The sequence below is a fragment of the Allobosea sp. P5_A5 genome (assembly GCF_056400625.1).
This window is the reverse complement of sequence record NZ_JBFUKY010000004.1, coordinates 162114-180787: the sequence shown is the minus strand read 5'-3', so window position 1 is coordinate 180787 and position 18674 is coordinate 162114. Positions and strand designations below refer to the sequence as shown.

Below are 18674 nucleotides of genomic sequence, written 5' to 3'. Positions count from 1 at the left end.
CTGGCAAGGCTGCGTCAGGAGGACCGGGACAGATTTGGGCGCATGGCGACATTCGTGGTAGCTGATCGCAAACGCCCATCGAGTTCGCAATGCCCCCCGAAATCGGCTTCATCTCCCGCTTCATCCCCGCATCGGACGGGCTGAAGCTGCATTGGCGTGAGTACGGTCCGCTGGCCGCAACGGCTTTGCCGGTGATCTGCCTGCCGGGGCTGGCGCGTACCGCGGCCGACTTCCACGAGGTCGCGCTGGCGTTTTCACAGGATGAGGCCAGGCCGCGCCAGGTGCTGGCGCTCGACTATCGAGGGCGTGGCCTCTCGGACTACGACACCAACTGGAAGAATTACGATATCCGGATCGAACTCGACGATCTGATGCAGGTTCTGGTCGCGACGGGCACCGACCGCGCCGTCTTCGTCGGAACGTCGCGGGGCGGATTGTTGACCATGGCGCTCGCGACGGCGCGCCCCGCCGTCATCAAGGGGGTCGTCCTCAACGATGTCGGCCCTGTCATCGATGCGCGCGGGCTGCTGCGCATTCGCGGCTATGTCGGCAAGCTTCCGGTGCCGCGCAGTTTCTCCGAAGGTGCGGAGATCCTGAAGCGCTTGTCGGACCAGCATTTCCCGGCGCTTGATGACGCCGATTGGGAGTTGATGGCGCGCCGCACCTGGACCGACCGCGACGGCAAGCTGCGGCCCGACTACGACACCAGGCTGATGAAGGGGCTGGGGGAGCTCGATCTGGAGGCGCCGCTGCCGGTGCTGTGGCCCTATTTCGACGCCCTGAACGCCGTGCCCTTGCTGGCGATCCGCGGCGCCAACTCCGATCTTCTCGCCGAAAAGACGCTGCGGGAGATGGCTGAACGTCACCCCGATTGCGAGACACATACCGTCGCCGGCCAGGGACATGCGCCATTGCTCGGGAGCAAGGACATCATCCGGCGCATCGGCAGGCTCGTCGCACGGGCCGAGCGGCTTGCCGGCTGAGGTTTCAGACCTTGGCCTGCGCAGACGAATCGACTGACGCGACGAAATCACGCGTCGCCGTCTCCTCGTGGCTCCTGGCTGTCGTGCGATCGGGCGTTCCGGCGTTGGTCCCTGCCTCCAGCGGAGCCATCGCTAGCGCCCGCTTGAAGGCTACCGAGCCGAGCAGACCGCCTGCGACACAGCCGAGCCAATAGACCGCGACGAAGAGCAGCGCCGTCTCCAGCCAGACCGCGACCATGCCGTTGGCAAACTGGAACCAGGCGAGCGCGGCGCCGATGCACCACAACACGGCGAGCCAGCTCCAGGCAGGGCTCCAAAAACGCGGGTTTTGGCTGTTTTGCGCAATCCAGCCCATGGCGACGCCAAGGCCGAAACCGGCAAGCAGGAACCAGCCGAACTGGCTCGCAAGATAAAGCATGGCCGGCTCCTATTTCGCGATGGTGAACTGGACGCGGCGGTTCATCTCACGCGACTGCGGAGCCCCGTGCGGCAGCAGCGGGCGGGCCGTGCCGTAGCCCTTGACCTCAAGCCCGGCTGGATCGATGCCACGCCGCTCCAACTCGTCGCGCACGCGCTGGGCGCGCCGAAGCGACAGCTCCCGATTGTCGAAGCCGCGCCATTCTCCATCGCGATTGGTATGCCCCTCGATGGTCACATGGGCAGCCGGACATCTCTTCAAGATCGTCGCGGCGGCCGTCATCACACGCTCCGTCGTCGGGTCGAGAGCGACGGCGGCGGTTCCTTGCGCGAACAGGACGGGGTTCTGCTTCGTCAGACCGTCGAGATCGTTCTGGCAACTCGCCGGCGGGCCGAGCACGCAACCGGTCTGGCGCGGACTGACCGCGACACTCGCATCGAAATTCGATGGAAGACCTGTCTTGGCACTGGTCTCGACCTCGCTGGCGATCAGATCGCGACAGGTCAAACCCCGGATGGCGATCTTGTCGTCGATGAGGGTCGCCGAGCCGATGTCGAGCCGCAGCACATCGGCAAGCGCGGTCTTGGCCGCGTCGACGAAGCCGCTCGGTGCGCCCGGCACCAGCACGGTCTCATCGTCGACCTTGCCGGCTGGCTGCGCCTGGGCGGCTACCCCTTTGAGGGCGCCGCGCGCCGCCTCGTCGGGCAGATGACCCGACATCCGGACGCCGCCACGATCAGCCGACAGCGAGAGTTCATAGGGTTTGACCGTGACCGCCTGGGCTTCTTGCGCAAGTTTGAGCCCATCGGGACCGCCCACGGACAGCATCTGCTGGAGCGATTGCCAGGCCGCCGCGTCGGCGACGCTGCCCGAGACGGACAGGGCTCCCTCGCGGATCGACACCGTGCCGTTTCGCAATATCACCAGAGCATTCAAGGCGAAGCTGGCGGAATCCCTCGCGGCGTCGCTGGGCGAGCCGCCGCCGGTGGTCATGCCATCATCGATCGTCAGGCCGGGAAACAAGCGAGCGGCGTCGGCGCGAATGGCCGCCCGAGACGCCTCGTCCGGCAGCGCGCCTTTCAGCACCAGACGCTCCTGACTGCGTTCGGCCGACCACAGCGCGAGCGGGACCGCCGCCAGCGGGGCTGCCGCCTGCTGCTCGCCCGCAGCACTGACTGCCACCTGAGGGGCGCTCTTCGGCAAGACGTCGTCGAGCACGAGCGCAGGCATGTCCGGGACGAGCGGCATCACCGGCTCCGGCGGCGGTGCCGGCGGACATTCGACCGATAGCTGAGCAACGGAATCGGGCCCATCCTGCTGCGCGACCTGCAGTTTAAACGCCTGGCAGGTGGCATAATCCCCCGGTCCCTCCCCGGACAAGGTGTAGAGATCCCCCTCGATCTCCGCCTTGCCGGTCGGCAAGCGAGCAAGATCACGCGTTGCGCGCGATATCTTGTCGAGAAAGGCTGCTGGAGCGCCGCTGCCCGGCATCGTCCGGTCGGCAATCGCGATCGGCGGCGGGACGCTCGCGCGGACGGCTGCGAGCATTTTCTGATGGGCCTCTTCATCCGGATAGGAGCCGCGTATCGAGACGGCGCCCGAGGCGGATTTTTCAAGGCTCAAGCGATAGGGCGAGACCATCGGCGGCTGGAGGCCACATGGCACGGCGCTGAAGCCTGAACCGGCCGGATGAGCTGCTGCCGACTCCAGAGCCAGGAAGCCCTCTGGGGTCCGAGCCGTGCCTTCGATGCAGAAGCGCTTGTCGTCGAGCGCGATCCGGCCGGTCGCGAGCTTCGGCAGCTCCGCGATCATCGCCCTCGTCATCGCCGCAAAGCCATCGGGAGCGCCGAAGGCGACGCTTTGACGATCATCGACCCTTGCATCGGGCAACGCAGCCCTGACCGCCGCGACATTGGCGTCGGCGACCTCGATATCGGGAACGAAGCCCCCGATCGTCACGGCGTCAGGCTGCCGGCTGGCAAACCAGGAATAAGGCTTTTGCGCCACGGCCTGCGACAGGCCGCCCAGCGCCCTTCGCACGCCGAATTCGCCGCGTAGCCGAGCCATCGCCTTGGCAGCGCCATCGGCCGAAAGGACCTCGCCACCCATCGTGACGTCACGCCCCGAGACCTGTGCGAACACCGGGCGGGGCCCGGGAACAACCCCGACGCTTGACTGGACGGCCATCTCGGCCCGGCGGGCGACATCACGTTCGACTGCCTTGTCGAGCGCGACATTTGCGGCGGCACACAGAAGAGCCAGAGGCATCAATCCCCAGAGCCATCGCGCAGGCTGTGACATCGTCCGCCCCCAAACCCATGCCGGCCCAGCAGCCGTCAGCCGCCACTCAACAGCGTCTCACGATAGATTTCAATGGGTTGCCAACGCGAGTGGACACGCTGATTCAGGCGCTCAAAGCCATAATGTGCCGCCGGCCGATCTTCAGCTCCGGGATCGGCGCCGACACATCGACGCTCCGGATCAGCTCCGGCCGCTTCCGGCTCTGGCACGAATATCCAGGCGAAGCTTGCCGTTCGCCATGGAAACGCGGGCCGGGGTTTATTAGCAACAGCCGCCGTAACCTTGGGCCAAACGAAAAAAGCCCCGGGTTTCCCCGGGGCTTCCGACTAGGATCGGAGAACCGATCAGAAGTCGCGCTGGACGCGCAGACGGCCGGCGATGGAGTCTTCCGACTTCAGACCAACAACGGTGCTGCGGGCAGTGGAGTTGTCGGTACGACCGACGCGCGAACGGAGGTCGAGGTGCGAGTAGAGCACTTCCACACCGATATCGAGACCAGCAACCGGCGACCAGATCAGGTTGCCAGCGACCAGGAACTCTTTCGGGTCCGTCGAACGCGAGGTGAAGCCGTTGGCGGCGCCGAAGCCGACAGCGGAAGCGTCGAGATACTTCAGGTTCAGCTGCGAGTACGAAGCAGCGAACTCGCTGCGCAGCGTGGGGGCCCAGAAGTGCTTGAGCGCGGCGGTGACAGCCCAACCGGTCGAGTTGTTGACGTTGCCGGTCACCGAGTTGAGGCTGGCATCAGCCAGCGTCAGAGCGCCGACGCGGCCGAGGCCGAGCGAGCCGGGGGTGAAGCCGAGATAGCCAAGAGCGCCGTCGGCGTAGGCAGCCTGCAGCCACAGATAGTCGCCAGCGGCGAGCATCGGCAGGTTGACCTTGACGCCACCCTGAACAGCCCAGACGAGCTCGTCGCCGTTGACGGCAGCGATGTTCAAAGCGGTCGCGTACTTACGCTGGCCAACCATACCGGACAGCTGAGCCGAACCCCAACCCTGATCGACGCGCAGAGCACCGACGAGATCCGGGAAGTCCTGACCCTGAACGACAGCGGCGCCAGGAGCAGCGAACGGAGCGGCCGGGTTGAAGACAACGCCCGGAAGCTCGCGGACGCCGGTGCCCGAGGTGCGATCTTCACCAGAAACCGTGGCCGAGAAGCCCGAACCGAACGTGGCGGTGTAGGCGAGGACGTTCGAACGCGAGTCCGAACCGCGGACCGAGTTGAACATCAGGTCGTTGGCGTAGAAGTCGAAGAACGACTGAACGCGGCCGGCCGTGATGGGACCGAACTGCACGAAGGCAAGATCGACGTTGGAGCCGGTACCGGCAGCGCCACGAGCGAAGCCGGGGACCGTCGCACCCGTGTTGAACGGCGACTGGCCACCAGCGCCGGCGCCGTAGATGCCGGTGTTGTTGGTCAGCTCGTAACGGATGAAGGTACGCAGCGTGCCGTAAGCGGTCTGGTTGCGAACGTCGATGTTCAGACGGCCGCGAGCGCGGGTGCCGTAAGCATCCTGGAAGTCGCTGAAGCGCTGGCCGACAGCGTACTCAGCGCGAACACGACCGCTGACGCGGAGGCAGGTGTCCGTACCCGGGATGTAGAAGAAGCCTGCACCGAAGGCGGAGCAAACGCGAACGTATTCGACCGGGGCGGCCTTCCGCGAAGGAAGGTCGGCGGCCTGAGCCCCGGCGACCGCGGCGATGCCGGCGGCGGAACCGAGGAGGAGGCTCTTAACGAGCTTCATGTGGTAACCTCCAAAAGAGTTTCGAGACCCTCGGGCTTCGGCCCCTGCCCCGGACTTTGTCCGGTCGCAGAACCTGCCTATTCCCGGCCTTTCATCCGCGCCCCTGACCCAATTCAGAGACGAAGATGAAAAACAGCGACCGGGAACGTCCCGACGCACAACCACCATACGAATGCTGCCTCCCCGATCAACCTCCATCGGACCTCCAGACCCGCCCGAGGGGTGCTTTGGAAACCGGTGTTGCAGGCGGGCCACGCTTTGACCGCCGAAATTTACGTTCTGTTAAGCATCAGAGCGTGGCGGAGGCGGTTTTCGTGGTCGCGCCCCTGGAATCGGCGTCATTGAGGACGATAGGAAAAAGCCCGTCACCCCCGCCGAACATCACCGCGAATCGCTGTTAGAGGCTCAGTATTCCCACTCGGCGCCGACGCCGACCGATGCGCTGCCATCGGCGCCCGTCTCGGCTTGAACCTTGAGCCGCTTCGTCACGTCGATATTGACCGAGACACCGCTGTCCTCGGGACGGGCGCCGACCCGCACGCCGACCGAGACATTGTCATTGATATAGCGCGAGGCACCGACGGTCGGGCCACCCGCGCCCACCTGGATGTCCAGATTGTCGACGCCAAGCGATTTGCGTAGGCGTTCGAAGGTGTCGTCGCCTCCTCCGCCCGCGAACTGCGCGGCTGCCTGCGCGAGCTGAACCGCCTGGAAGGGCGACAGCGATCCCGAGGCCCGCGCGAAGAGCAGGCGCGACAGCACCTCGTCCTGCGGGAGCTGCGGATCGGAGGTGAAAGCGAAGCTCGGCTGGTCGGCCGGACCGGTAACGAGAATCTTCGCCGTCACGTCGGCGGCACGGCTCTCCGCGATGAAATCGAGTTCGGGCACGATGCCGCCGGCGAAGGTGATGCGCCCGCGTGTAAAATCGAGCCGCTGGGTCAGGACATTGAGACGGCCGCGACGCAGTTCGAACCCGCCGTCTAGCGCGGGCGCCGCGAGTGTACCACCGATCCGAAGTTCGCCTCCAAGCTCGGCGTCGATGCCGCGTCCACGCACGAAGACGCGGCTGGGAGCGGATACGGTCAGCGCCAGTGCCGCATCGAAAACGGGGCCACGGCCGCGCTTGCCACGCGCCTGGGCCGCCTTGCGGGCCGAAGCCAGCCGGGCTGCGGCGGTGCCCCGCGCGTTGACATGCTTGATGCCGTCGACCGGGCGCAGCGAAGACGGCAGACGGTCCGGAACGGAGACTTCGAGAGAGGCGACATCGACCCGCCCGCCGATACGCGGACGCTGCGCCAGCGGCCCGCTGATCTGGAGATCGAGCCCCACCACGGCGGAAACCAGGCCGCTATCGACCAGCTGGGCACGGGTGCCGCGAATGCGGATGTCACCGGGAAAGCCCGCAGCGGGGTCGACGGCCACGCGGCCGCTCGCGGACAGACTGCCCCCGTTCGGGGTGCTGGCCGAGGCGCTCTCGATCGTCAGATTTTCGCCATTGGCGACGACCCGCGCACGGATGGCGCTGAGCTTCACGCCCTGCAAGGCATCGGTGAAGCTGCCGCCTGACAGGGTCGCCGCACCGCTGAGCCGCGGAGCCGAGGCGCTGCCGGTCGCCTTCATGTCGAGCGCGACGGCGCCGGTCAGGCGCTGCCCGTTGGCGGCGAGCATCGGGTTGGCGAGGCCCGCGTCGATGCGGCCCTGCGCCGCGAGGTCGAGGCTGCCCGTCGCCGAAAGCGGCGCGGTGCCGCGCAGGGTGAGGTTGGCGCCACGGCCAGCGTTCACCGTCGCCTGAACGCTGGCCGCGTCGCCCTTGAAGGCGCCCTCAGCCGCGATCTCGACCGGCGGCAAGCCGGCCTGCCGCGTTTCCGGCGTCACGAGACGCGAAACCTTCAGGCTCCACGGCCCTGTCAGGGCACCCGTACGGCCTTGCACATGAGCCTGCGCATCGAGAGTACCCGCCAGGTCGAGGCTGGGCGCAACGATCCGCGCGGCGGATAGCGGCACGTCGCGCGCGACCAGGCGCAGGTCGAGCGCATCGCCGACCTTGCCGTCGAGCGAGATCTGGCCGCGATCGACCTTGAGCGCGAGGCCTGCGATCTCAAGCCCGGAAGCGGGGAAACTCACTGTGGCGGGGTTGGCCAGCGTGATCGCGCGGCCGTCCCGGCGGGCGTCGAAGGCGGCGATCTCGAGCTTGAGCGGTTCACCCGGGACGAGACGGCCATTGCCCTTCAAGGCGAAGCCGCGAGCGTTGGCGGACAGCGTGAAGGCGCTCGCATCGGCGGCGCCCTTCGAATCGAAGCGAATGGCGCTGAACGTCTCGCCCCCCGCCACCGCGCGGTCGACCGCCACGGTCGCGTCGAGCATCGGATGGCCATAGATGTCGCGAGCGGCAGCTGTGGCATCGATCCTGTCGATCGCGATCGACGGCCCCGCGAGTTTGCTGCCCTGCGCCGTCAGATCGACGTTCTGCCGACCCTCGGGCGAGGAGAGCGCCACGGTCGCGTCGAGCTGGCCGCCAAGCTTCGTCAGCGCGAGCGCCGAAAGATCGTCGAGATTGCGTGCGGACAGCGTCAGATTGCCGGCGGCGCGGCTGGCCGGGTCGAGCGTCACCGCGCCATTCAGGCGCACGGAGCCGATGACGAGCTCGAGCCGCGAGAGGTTCCAGCCGTCATCGGCCTGCCGCGCCAGCGCGATGGCACCAGTCGCCGGCTTGCCGTCGATCTCGCCGGACAGCGTCAGGCTCGAATCGAGCGCGCCTTGCAGGTCCTTGGCCACGGCATCGATCGTCAGCTTTGGGATCGGTCTCGCCAGAGCGGTGGCGTTGGCGACGGCGATACGGGCGGTGGCGTCGAGCCTTGCGAGCGGGCCGGTGATCTTCGCGTCGATGTCGCCGCGTCCCGATAGTCGCGGATCGGCGCGCTTGAGATCGGGCAGGTCCAGTGCCAGCTTGAGGTTCGAGGCGTTCTGGCCGAGCGGGCCGTCCGCGGTGAAGGTCGCATGCTGGCCGGCAACCCGCAGGTTGCCGACGGAATAGTCGCCAGCGACGACGCCGAGCTTTCCGCCCAGTGTCAGATTGCCGGCGAGCACCCGATCAAGCAGCTCCTGCCCCGTGCTGAGCCGATCGGCCTTGCCGGTCAGCGTGGCCGTGTAAGCATCCGTATTCGGAACGGCGTCGAGATCGGCCGTGATCTCGGCCCGGCCACCCAAGGGGCGCTTGGCCAGACCGCTCAGTCTGGTGAGATCGGGCAGGACGGCCTTGAGCTGGCCGAGAATGCGGGATTGGCCGAGCTTCCCGCGATAATCCAGCGCCATGCCTGACAGCGCCAGCCGCAGCGTCTCGAAATCGGCGGTCCCGTCATCATTGCCGGTGCCGCGCAGCGTGAAGGTGACCTTGTCGCCCACAGCCTTCGCCAGCGCCGGATCGGCCAGTGCGATACCGGAGGCCTCGCCATCCGATGTCAGATCGATCCTGGTGCCGACCTGGCCGATGGTGCCGCTGGGCGTGGCATTGAAGGTGAGGCCGACCTTGCCGAAGCGGCCGGCGGGTAGCCGCGCATCCTGCATGTCGAGCTTGGCGACCACGGTCGGGCCGGCAACCGGCCCTTTCAGCGTCGCATCGAAGGCGAGTTTGGCGATTTCGGTGCCGGAGGCGACGGTCTTGCCTTCGACATTGGGACGCGACGCTGCGGAGACGTGCATGTCGAGCGTCTGGTCTGCACCGTACCGCCCCCCGATATCGAGACGGGCCAGCGCGGAAACCATTGCAAGATTGCGGATCTCGATGCCGCCGGCGTCGGCGAAGCCAACGGTGCCGTCGAGGCGGGTCGAACCGGCGAAGACGGGCGCGACCGGAGCCGGCATCAATCCTTCGATCCGGGCGTCGAGCGCGAGCGCGAGCTGACGCTCGGCCCCGTTGCGATTGACGGTCGCAGTGCCGTCCGCGCCGATGGTCGGCCCGGCGGTGAAGGTCAGCGTCGAGCGGAAACCGTCGAGCGGCCCGTCGCCGGTGAGATCGAGCTTGACCGGCGGCTCGCCGGGCAGGCCGGCGATCTTCGAGATCAGGCCGCCGGCCGGCTCGTCGAGCTTGGCGGCGAGCTGCAGGCGCGCCGTATCAGGCACGAAGGCGAGATTGACGTTGAAGGTGCCGCCCTGATCGAGACGTTTCGCCTCGAATTTGAGATCCAGGCCTTCCGTTGGCGGCCCGAGCCGCGCCGCGCCAGTCGCCGCGAGGCGTGCCGCCGTGCCCAGCACCGGTTCACCGAGCGACAATTCGTTGAGCTGGAAAGCGCGCACGATCACGCGCAGCGGCAGTTCGGGCAGGATGGGCTCGTCGGCGGTCGGCGTGGTGGCGGGCTGCCGGACCGGCTTCCGCAGGATTTCGAGCTTGCCGATCTCCAGCCGATCCACATCGAGCCGGCGCAGCAACAGCGCGCTGCGCGTCCAGATCAGGCGCACGCGGTCGAGCTTCAGCCAGGCGCCGTCCCGGTCGGAGAGAACGATGTCGCGGATCTCGACGTCGGAGGAAAGCGCTCCGTTGACCTCGCCGATCGAGACCTGGCTGGTGGTGCTGGACAGCGCCTTCGAGATCAGGTCGGCCACGACGCCACGGTCGGTCTGCGCGTTCTGGGCGAAGCCGCCGAAATGGGCCGAGACGAGAAAGCCTACCGTCAACAGCACGGCAAACAGGGCGACACGCGGGAGGCTGAGGAGGCGGCGCATCATCAGAAGGCCTGCCCGATGCTGACATAAAGCGCGACGGGCTTGTCGCCCTTGCGCGGATTAAGCGGCGCGGCGACATCGACGCGGATCGGCCCGATCGAGGTGTAATAGCGCAGGCCGAGGCCGGCGGCCATCTGCAGCTTCTGCTTGCCGTCCGGCACAGTCGCGGCATAGGCCGTGCCGGCGTCGAAGAACGGTACGACGCCGATGGTGTCGGTGATCTTGATGCGCGCCTCGGCAGAGAGTTCGAGCAGGCTGCGACCGCCGGTCAACTGGCCGAATGGGCCGAGCGGCGAGAGCGTTCGATAGGCGTATCCGCGCACCGAACCGCCGCCGCCGGCATAAAACCGCCGGGTCGAAGGGATCTCGTCGAGGCTGGCCCCCGCGATCGAGCCGAAGCCGACCCGGCCCGCCAGGATGTAACGCGCGTCTTCGTCCAGGGCGTAATAGGCCGAGACCGCCGCCTTGCTCTGGACGATGCCGACGCTGGAGCCGAGGAAAGTCGGATAGGGCGTGACGGAGGCCGTCGCCCGGAAACCGCGTGTCGGATCGAGCAGGCTGTCGGTCGAATCGTATTTGACCGAGAGCGGGATGCCGACGAGCGTGTAGTCGACCTGGCCGAGCACGTCGCTGGTCTGGCCGCGTTCGTATTCGATGCCGGCCTGCACCGAGAAGGTGTCGGTGAAGCGGCGCTGGATCGCGGTGGTGATGTTGGCGTAGCGGGCGGTGTAGCCGCCATAGCGGGTGGTGCCGATGCGCTCGCGGGTGGCGACACCGTCGAGCAGCCAGTCGTAGCGGCTCCCGCCTAAAGCGGGTTTCAGGAAACTGAAGCCGACGCGGCCGCCGATATCCGATTCCTTGAAGTCGCCGATTTCCTTGATCTTCGTGCCGTCGATGCGCGGCGCGAGGAAGGTGCTGCCTTCGATCCGCAGACGCTCGGCGCCGCCGAACAGGTTGCGGTGCTCCCAATAGGTCTTCACCGCCGGGCCATCGATGGTCGAGTACCGCGCCGAGAAACCGATCAGGCGCTTGGGGCGCTCCGTAACATCAACGAAAATCGGCAGGTTGCCGGTGCCGTCGAGCTTGTCGGCCTCCCGGATGCGGACCGAGCCGACGGCGGGAATCGTCGCAATCGACTTTCGCGTATCGGTCAGAGCCTTTGGCGAATAAGGGTCGCCCGGCTCGAGATAGATGAAGGAACGCACCACCTCGGGCGGGATATCGTCGGTTTTGCCGACCGTGACCTCACCGAAGCCCGCGAGTGGGCCGGGGTCGATTTCGTAGGTCACGTCCATGATGCCGGCGGCGTGGTCCACCACCGGCCGCAGGGCGACCACCTTGGCGAGCGGCCGCGACTGGGCGCGCATGTAGTCGACCAGCGCGGCCTGCGCGGCACGGAGCGAGGTCGCGGTTGCCGGCGCGCCCGGCTTCAGGCGGGAAACCTTCTGCGGATCGGCCACGACCTTGGGACCCGGCTCCTCATGCTCGACGACCTCGATATTGCGGAAGCCGAAGACCTTGCCCGGACGCACCGCGACCATGATCGGCACCGCATCGCGATTGCGATGCGTCTCGAGCTGCCGGATCAGGGCCGCATTCGGCTCGGCGCCGACCTTGAGCGGCACGCCATCGACGACGAACGCGACATCGGCGTTGAAATAGCCCTGCGACCAGAGCGCGTCGACCAGCGGGTTGAGATCGGTCGCCATGCGGCGCGCGAGCGTCTCGCCGTCAGGCGGCGCATCCTCGCGCAGGCGGTACAGCAGCGAAGCGTCCTGAAGGCTACGAGTCAGCGCCTTGGCGTCGTCGGCGTCGCCCAGCTCGAAGTCGAGCTTATAGGGCAGCGTCGTGGGTGTAGGCGCGGGCGGCTCGTCCTTCTTGGAGAACAGCCCGAACACATCCAGCGACGACAGATCGAAGGCCTTGGCCGCATTGGGCAGCAGGCACGCAAGCGTGACGAAAGCAAACCCGCCGCTCAATGCGACGGTTCTGCCCGCCCTACGCCAGAACCGCATCCAGCCTCCACGACCCCCGCCACGAAGCAACACCAAAAGCGCGAGGCCACCATAGAAGGATGGCGACCTCATGCAACGCTTCAACTCGGAAGCGTCCGATTAAGACTTGATCGGAAATTCTAACGAAGCGTGAACGAAATCTCTGCCAGCGGACTGAGCTTGCACAGGATTTCTCCCTTGCCGGGCGACAGCACGCCGCCGCACAGGCTGCCGGTGGTGACGAAATGGCCGGCTTTCAACGGTCCCAGCCCCTCCTCCTTCCGGTTCGCCCAGGCCAGGAAAGGCGCCATCGGATCGCCATTGCCGTGGACCGCAGGCTGATCGTAGATCGTGACCCCGTTGAGCGAAATGAAGCAGCCGAATTCCGCGACCCGGTCGACGACGTCGAGCGCCAGTTCCTGACCGATGACATAGCCGCCATGACCCATCGCATCGGTCAGCCAGAGCGGCATCGCGACCTTGCCGGACCAGTTCGCCAGACGGCCTTCCACGATCTCGATCCCGAGGACAGCCTTGTCGCAGAGCGAGAGCAGCTCCGAGCGCGAATAGGGCTGCGATGGTCGCAGCGGAACGTCCTGCCCCAGCCGCAGGCCAATCTCGATCTCGACGCGAAGCTCCGCCCCGATCGCGCCCTCATAGGTCTCGCCGGCCGATAGCCACGGGCCCGGCATTAGCCCGCCGATCGGCGTGCCGTCCTCGGCGATCGCGACCTTCCAGCCGAGATCCGAGAACCCCATGCGCCGGCTGATCTCACGTTGGATCGCGAGTCCCTCCGAGAGCGACGCCGGAATCGGCATCTCGGCGGTCTCGATCAGCGTCCGCTCGCGGCGGGCGGCCATCAGCGCATCGCGGATGGTCTCGGCGGTGGACGGCATGGAAACTCCTGCGGTGATGGTGCGGCCTTCAGCGCTGGTGCTAACCTGACCGGCCAAACCGAACAAGGCGTTCGATCGCTGCCCAAGGATCACGGCGCCAGGGGAACCTCTCGGGAGAGCGGCGGTTTTCCAGCCATGACCCCAGCCATTCGATCCACGGGCGCCGTGCTGCGCGTTATTGCCTCTTCACTCGCCGGCCTTGTGCTGCTGACGACGGGGGCGCTGGCGCAGTCGCCCCCGTCTCCGCAGGATTTCGTCAAGACCGTTGCGATCGCCAACATGTTCGGTGTCGAATCGGCGACGCTCGCTCTGCAGAAATCGGATCCGGGACAGATCAAGGACTATGCGCACCGTCTTGCCGACGCTCACGCCAAGGCCGCGAGCAGTCTAAGGCGCATCGTGGCCAAGCGTTCCGATATGGCGCTGCCGGACAGGCCGGACGGACCGAAGCTGGATCTTTTAACCGATCTGTCGAACCGGAACGGAGCCGATTTCGACCGGGCCTATATCGCCGCGCAACGGAATTCGCACCATGAGGTTGCGCGAATGGTGGCCGATTATGCGCGAGACGGGTCCGATGCCGAGATCAAGAGCTTCGCCGCCGACGCACTGCCGACGTTCGAGAAGCTCGACATGGAGGCGCAGAACCTCCCGGCGCCTCAATAAGGGTTTTCCTCGCAGCGGGTTTTGACATGAGGCCGGGCAGATGGCCGGATAGGTCTTCCTGCCCGACCCGGAGCCTGCATGATGAAAATCCGCGCCGCCGTTCTTCATGCCAGCCCTGCGACGGCGCCGTTCGCGCAAAGCCAGCCGCTGCGGATCGAGGAGATCGAGCTGGCGCCACCGGGTCGCAACGAGGTTCTGGTTCGCATCCGCGCCGCCGGACTATGCCACTCGGATCTCTCAGTCATCGACGGAAACCGCCCGCGCCCGGTGCCGATGGTGCTTGGCCATGAAGCCGCCGGCGAGGTCGTGCAGGCTGGCGAAGGCGTGCAGGATCTGATGCCGGGTGACCGTGTGATCATGGTCTTTGTGCCGTCCTGCGGCCATTGCGCGCCCTGCGCCGAGGGGCGTCCGGCGCTGTGCGAACCCGGCAACGCCGCGAACGGGCGCGGCGAATTGCTTGGCGGCGGGCGAAGGCTCTCGTCGCAAGGCCAGCCGGTGCATCATCATATCGGCGTTTCCGCCTTCGCCGAGCACGCCGTGGTGTCCCGCCGCTCGCTGGTCAAGGTCGAGGCCGACATTCCCCACGAGGTCGCGGCGCTGTTCGGCTGCGCGGTGCTGACCGGCGTAGGCGCCGCGGTCAATACCGCGCGCATCAGGGCGGGCGAGACCGTCGCCGTGGTCGGACTTGGCGGGGTCGGACTTTCAGCCTTGCTCGGCGCCATTGCCTGCGGGGCGTCCCGCGTCATTGCGGTCGATCTCGCCGAGGACAAGCTGCAACTCGCCCGCGAGCTCGGCGCGACCGATGCGTTCAATGCGGGTGCGGCCGATGTCGTCGAGACGATCAACGCCGCCACCAAGGGCGGCGTCGACCATGGGCTGGAGATGGCAGGCTCGGTCAAGGCGCTCGACCTCGCCTACCAGATCACGCGTCGAGGCGGCACGACGACGACGGCCGGGCTGGCCAACCCCGCCCATACGCTCTTCCTATCTCCGGTCAGGTTGGTGGCGGAGGAGCGAACCTTGAAGGGGTCCTATGTCGGCTCCTGCGTGCCCTCTCGCGACATCCCTCGCTTCATCGAGCTTTACCAGCGCGGGCGGCTCCCGGTCGACAGGCTGTGGACCAGTTCGGGCAGCCTGGACGAGATCAACGAGGGTTTCGATGCGCTGAACGAGGGCCGGACGATCCGGCACATCCTGCGGATGTGATCGCTGTCGCCATCCAAGGAGCGCCCATGCCGACATCGCCCGAACTTCCGGATATGGAACATCTGAAGGCCTGGACGGGCCGGAGCGAAGACGCTTCCGACATCGTCACGCCACGACTGGTCCAGAGTTTCCGCGCCACCTTCGGCCGCCACCTTGTGCCGGTGGACCTCGGCGAAGCGCCCCTCGCCCTGCATTGGTGCCTTGCGCCACCGATCGTGCCGATCGAGTCCACGGGGCCTGACGGACATGCGGCAAAGGGAGAGTTCCTGCCGCCGGTGCCGCTGCCGCGCCGGATGTGGGCCGGCGGGCGGATCGAGGTCGTGGCGCCGCTGCTCGAGGGCGACAGCGTGACCCGGCGCTCCCGCATCGGGGACATCAGCTTCAAGCAAGGCCGCAGCGGACGCTTGTGTTTCGTCGCCGTGCACCATGAATTCTCGACCGGGCGTGGGCTGGCGCTGCGCGAACGGCACGATATCGTCTATCGCGAGGCGCAGCCGCCGGGCGCCCCGGCCGCGCCGAAAGCGGCGCCGCTGGCGGAGCGTCCCTGCGATCTCGAATGGCAGGTCGAGGCCGGACCCGTTCTGCTTTTTCGGTATTCCGCGCTGACCTTCAACAGCCACCGCATCCATTACGATCATCCCTATGTGACCGCGATCGAGGGCTATGCCGGGCTCGTCGTGCATGGGCCGATCCAGGCTACTCTGCTGGCCAACATCATTGCGACCCTTGCAGGAACGGCCACCATCGCGATGGATTATCGCGGTCTGGCTCCGCTGATTGCCGGCGCGCCCTTCAGGATCAAGGCGGCACGCCAGCCGGACCGCACCATCAAGGCCTGGACCGAAGGCGCCGACGGCGTCGTGCGCATGGAAGCGACAGGCACGGCGACAGCGTGACGACACCATCCGCCGCGCTTTGCCGTGTCACGCGGGCGCCGCAATGCTACAGCATCCGCATCAGACCCATTCCCTCGCGCTGCGCCGTCGCCAGACGGGCCGCGACACTCCCGGAGACACCGGCATGCCTGAGGACCGCCGCATGAGCCGCCGCGAGACGTTGCAGGGCGGGGTGGTACTGGCCGCAAGCGCCGGGCTCCTGCCGGGCAGCCTTGGCGCCCAGACGAAACCGGCCTCGCCCGCGCTCAAGCTGCGCGTGCTGGAAACGACCGATATCCACGTCAATATCGTGCCCTACGACTATTTCCGCGATGCGCCGGACGACACCGTCGGCCTCGCCAAGACCGCGAGCCTGATCAAGGCGGCGCAAGGCGAAGCGAAGAACAGCCTGCTCTTCGACAATGGCGATTTCCTGCAAGGCTCCTCGCTGGGCGACTACATCGCCTACAAGAAAGGGCTGAATTCGGGCGAAACCCACCCGATGATTGCGGCGATGAACGCCCTGCCCTATGTCTGCGGCACGCTCGGCAACCACGAGTTCAACTACGGGCTCGAATTCCTCGACCATGCGCTTGGTAAGATCGAGTTCCCGATCGTCTGCTGCAATGTCGAGCGCGTCGGCGGCGGCAATCTGGTCGATGCCTGGCGGCTGTTCGAGCAGAGCTTCGAGGACGAGGCCGGAAACCGCCATGTTCTGCAGATCGGCGTGATCGGCTTCGTGCCGCCGCAGATCATGCAGTGGGACAAGGGGCATCTTGAGGGCAAGGTGACCGCGCTCGACATCGTCGCGGCGGCCGAAAAGCACATGCCGGACCTGCTCGATGCTGCGCCCGACCTCGTGATCGCGCTCTGTCATTCCGGCATCGCAGGTGGCGAACGCCATGGCATGGAGGAGAACGCGGCGCTGCATCTTTCCCGCATTGCCGGCATCGACGTGATCCTGACCGGCCATCAGCATCTGGTGTTTCCCGGCGGCAAGGCCTTCGACGGCATTGCCGGTGTGGATAACGTCAGGGGCGCCTTGAACGGCAAACCCGCCTGCCAGCCCGGTTTCTGGGGTTCCAATCTCGGGATCGTCGACCTCGAGCTGGAACGCAATGGCGACCGCTGGCGCGTGGCCGAATTCAAGGTCGACCCCAGGCCGATCTACGAGCGCACGCCCGACCGCAAGGTGGTGTCGAAGACTGCCGCCGACGCGACGATTCTTGCCGCCGTGCAGGCCGACCACGACGCGACGCTGAGCTATATGCGCGAGCCGGTCGGCGCGACCGCCTCCCCGATCAACTCCTTCTTCGCGCTCGTCACCGACGACGCCTCGGTGCAGATCGTCGCCGATGCGCAGATCGCCTATGCCAGGCCGCTCATGGCGCAGACAGAGTGGAAGGACCTGCCGATTCTTTCGGCTGCCGCGCCCTTCAAGGTCGGTGGACGCGCCGGACCCGCCTATTTCACCGATATTCCGGCCGGGCCTCTGGCTTTGAAGAACGTCGCGGACATCTATCTTTATCCGAACACCGTCCAGTTCGTGAAGGTCACCGGCGCGCAGGTCCGCGAATGGCTTGAGCGGTCAGCCGGCATCTTCAACCGCATCGATCCGGCAAAGCAGGATGAACAGCCGCTGATCAACCAGGGCTTCCCCTCGTTCAATTTTGACGTGATCGACGGGGTGAGCTACCGGATCGACGTGACGCAGGCCTCGCGCTACGACGTCGACGGCAAGCTGGTCGCGCCAGAGGCGCACCGCATCGTCGACCTCTCATTCGGCGGCAAGCCGATCGACGACGCCGCATCCTTCATTGTCGTCACCAATAATTACCGCGCCTCCGGCGGCGGCAATTTTCCCGGCACTAAATCGACGGTGGTTCTCGAAGCTCCCGACCTCAACCGCGATGTCGTGGTGCGCCATATCCTCGAGAAAAAGACGGTCGAGCCTCGGGCGGACGGCAATTGGGGGCTCGCCGCACTGCCCCGGGGCGTGAACGTCACGTTTCTCACGGCCCCCGCCGCCGCCGGAAAGAAGCCGGACGGCCTCAAGGCCGAACCGGCCGGAGATGGCGGTGAAGGCTTCGCGAAATGGCGGCTTACCGCCTGAAGCTTTGCTTGCTCAACGCGCGATCTCGAAGACGATGCTGACCTGCGTCTGGTAGTTGTTCTCGCCGCTGGCGAGCGGAACAGACTTGTCGGCCGCCATGCGCATCGGCGCGGCGGCATAAGGCATCGGGCGCGGGACGTTTCCGCCTTCGGTGATCGACAGCACGGGGCCGAGCTTCACGCCGGCCGCTTCGCTAAGAATGCGCGCCTTCTCGATTGCGTCGGCCACGGCCCGCTTGCGTGCCTCGGTCATGACCTCCTTGAGGTCGTCCTTGACGAAGTTGATGCCGCCGCCCTGGTTGACGCCCAAGCCCACCACCTTGTCGATGATGCCGCCGGCCTCATCGAGCTTGCGGATGCGAACGGTCACTTCGTTGCTGACGGAATAGCCAATGATTTTCGGGTCCTGCGGCTTGTCGCGCGCTGCCTGTTGATAGCGCGGCTGGATGGTGAAATTCGAGGTCTGGATGTCGCGGTCAGCGATGCCGGCTGCTTTCAACGCGTCCAGCACCTGCTTCATCGCGGCGCTGTTGGCGGCAAGCGCCGCCTTGGCCGTATCGGCCTCGCGCAGCACGCTGAGGTTGACCACCGCCAGGTCCGGCGCGACCGAGACCTCGCCCTCGCCGGAGACGGTGATGCGCGGCAGCGGGCGCCTGGCGTCGGTGTCCTGCGCCATCGCGGGCGATGCCGCCGCAACGATCAGCGCGGCGACAGCCAAGGCGGGAAAAAAGGGGGATGACATCGCAGCTCCTGTTGTGCGGC

Annotated in this window: 12 protein-coding genes; 5 read left to right on the top strand and 7 right to left on the bottom strand. The window is 66.6% G+C overall.

The annotated features are described in order from the left end of the window. Positions 1–89 precede the first annotated feature (89 nt). Positions 90–983, top strand: coding sequence for an alpha/beta fold hydrolase (locus tag AC1DR6_RS10475; protein WP_476829160.1), 894 nt, complete (start codon positions 90–92; stop codon positions 981–983). Positions 984–987: 4 nt separating this feature from the next. On the opposite strand, the gene AC1DR6_RS10470 is transcribed toward AC1DR6_RS10475, so the two are convergent. From AC1DR6_RS10470 to AC1DR6_RS10445, 6 genes are all read right to left on the bottom strand, one after another. Next, positions 988–1401, bottom strand: coding sequence for a hypothetical protein (locus tag AC1DR6_RS10470; RefSeq protein ID WP_476829159.1), 414 nt, complete (start codon positions 1399–1401; stop codon positions 988–990). Positions 1402–1410: 9 nt separating this feature from the next. Beyond that, on the bottom strand, positions 1411–3702 hold the full coding sequence (locus AC1DR6_RS10465; RefSeq protein ID WP_476829158.1) for an OmpA family protein: 2292 nt from the start codon (positions 3700–3702) through the stop codon (positions 1411–1413). Positions 3703–4046: 344 nt separating this feature from the next. Beyond that, entirely contained in the window at positions 4047–5444 is a 1398-nt protein-coding gene (locus AC1DR6_RS10460) for a porin (protein ID WP_476829157.1), read from the bottom strand. A gap of 405 nt (positions 5445–5849) precedes the next feature. Beyond that, the gene (locus tag AC1DR6_RS10455) at positions 5850–10166 is read right to left on the bottom strand and encodes a translocation/assembly module TamB domain-containing protein (RefSeq protein WP_476829156.1); all 4317 of its coding nucleotides are present in this window, start codon (positions 10164–10166) and stop codon (positions 5850–5852) included. Continuing rightward, positions 10166–12178, bottom strand: a complete 2013-nt coding sequence (locus tag AC1DR6_RS10450; RefSeq protein WP_476829155.1) for an autotransporter assembly complex protein TamA — start codon at positions 12176–12178, stop codon at positions 10166–10168. Before AC1DR6_RS10450 ends, AC1DR6_RS10455 begins: the two co-directional genes overlap by 1 nt. 119 nt (positions 12179–12297) lie before the next feature. Further along, entirely contained in the window at positions 12298–13053 is a 756-nt protein-coding gene (locus AC1DR6_RS10445) for a hypothetical protein (RefSeq protein ID WP_476829154.1), read from the bottom strand. A 135-nt stretch (positions 13054–13188) separates the two neighbouring features. On the opposite strand from AC1DR6_RS10445, the gene AC1DR6_RS10440 reads away from it, so the two are divergent. The 4 genes from AC1DR6_RS10440 (at position 13189) to AC1DR6_RS10425 (ending at position 17913) form a co-directional block, all read left to right on the top strand. Further along, positions 13189–13719 carry a DUF4142 domain-containing protein gene (locus AC1DR6_RS10440; protein ID WP_476829153.1) on the top strand — a complete coding sequence of 177 codons (531 nt, stop codon included), beginning with the start codon at positions 13189–13191 and terminating at the stop codon, positions 13717–13719. Positions 13720–13800: 81 nt separating this feature from the next. Continuing rightward, positions 13801–14925: a zinc-dependent alcohol dehydrogenase family protein gene (locus tag AC1DR6_RS10435; protein WP_476829375.1), complete on the top strand. Its 1125-nt coding sequence runs from the start codon at positions 13801–13803 to the stop codon at positions 14923–14925. Positions 14926–14951: 26 nt separating this feature from the next. Next, complete coding sequence (locus tag AC1DR6_RS10430) at positions 14952–15821, top strand: HTD2 family dehydratase (RefSeq protein ID WP_476829152.1); 870 nt, start codon at positions 14952–14954, stop codon at positions 15819–15821. Between the two features lie 124 nt (positions 15822–15945). Continuing rightward, complete coding sequence (locus AC1DR6_RS10425) at positions 15946–17913, top strand: bifunctional 2',3'-cyclic-nucleotide 2'-phosphodiesterase/3'-nucleotidase (protein WP_476829151.1); 1968 nt, start codon at positions 15946–15948, stop codon at positions 17911–17913. A gap of 12 nt (positions 17914–17925) precedes the next feature. On the opposite strand, the gene AC1DR6_RS10420 is transcribed toward AC1DR6_RS10425, so the two are convergent. Continuing rightward, positions 17926–18654, bottom strand: coding sequence for an SIMPL domain-containing protein (locus tag AC1DR6_RS10420; RefSeq protein ID WP_476829150.1), 729 nt, complete (start codon positions 18652–18654; stop codon positions 17926–17928). Between the last annotated feature and the right edge of the window lie 20 nt (positions 18655–18674).

What these genes read in the sequence shown, in the direction of transcription:
- AC1DR6_RS10455 (WP_476829156.1), bottom strand. Translation starts at nt 10,166, where the DNA reads ATGATGCGCCGCCTCCTCAGCCTCCCGCGTGTCGCCCTGTTTGCCGTG.
- AC1DR6_RS10440 (WP_476829153.1), top strand. Translation starts at nt 13,189, where the DNA reads ATGACCCCAGCCATTCGATCCACGGGCGCCGTGCTGCGCGTTATTGCC.
- AC1DR6_RS10460 (WP_476829157.1), bottom strand. Translation starts at nt 5,444, where the DNA reads ATGAAGCTCGTTAAGAGCCTCCTCCTCGGTTCCGCCGCCGGCATCGCC.
- AC1DR6_RS10465 (WP_476829158.1), bottom strand. Translation starts at nt 3,702, where the DNA reads ATGTCACAGCCTGCGCGATGGCTCTGGGGATTGATGCCTCTGGCTCTT.
- AC1DR6_RS10450 (WP_476829155.1), bottom strand. Translation starts at nt 12,178, where the DNA reads ATGCGGTTCTGGCGTAGGGCGGGCAGAACCGTCGCATTGAGCGGCGGG.
- AC1DR6_RS10470 (WP_476829159.1), bottom strand. Translation starts at nt 1,401, where the DNA reads ATGCTTTATCTTGCGAGCCAGTTCGGCTGGTTCCTGCTTGCCGGTTTC.
- AC1DR6_RS10475 (WP_476829160.1), top strand. Translation starts at nt 90, where the DNA reads ATGCCCCCCGAAATCGGCTTCATCTCCCGCTTCATCCCCGCATCGGAC.
- AC1DR6_RS10425 (WP_476829151.1), top strand. Translation starts at nt 15,946, where the DNA reads ATGCCTGAGGACCGCCGCATGAGCCGCCGCGAGACGTTGCAGGGCGGG.
- AC1DR6_RS10430 (WP_476829152.1), top strand. Translation starts at nt 14,952, where the DNA reads ATGCCGACATCGCCCGAACTTCCGGATATGGAACATCTGAAGGCCTGG.
- AC1DR6_RS10445 (WP_476829154.1), bottom strand. Translation starts at nt 13,053, where the DNA reads ATGCCGTCCACCGCCGAGACCATCCGCGATGCGCTGATGGCCGCCCGC.
- AC1DR6_RS10420 (WP_476829150.1), bottom strand. Translation starts at nt 18,654, where the DNA reads ATGTCATCCCCCTTTTTTCCCGCCTTGGCTGTCGCCGCGCTGATCGTT.
- AC1DR6_RS10435 (WP_476829375.1), top strand. Translation starts at nt 13,801, where the DNA reads ATGAAAATCCGCGCCGCCGTTCTTCATGCCAGCCCTGCGACGGCGCCG.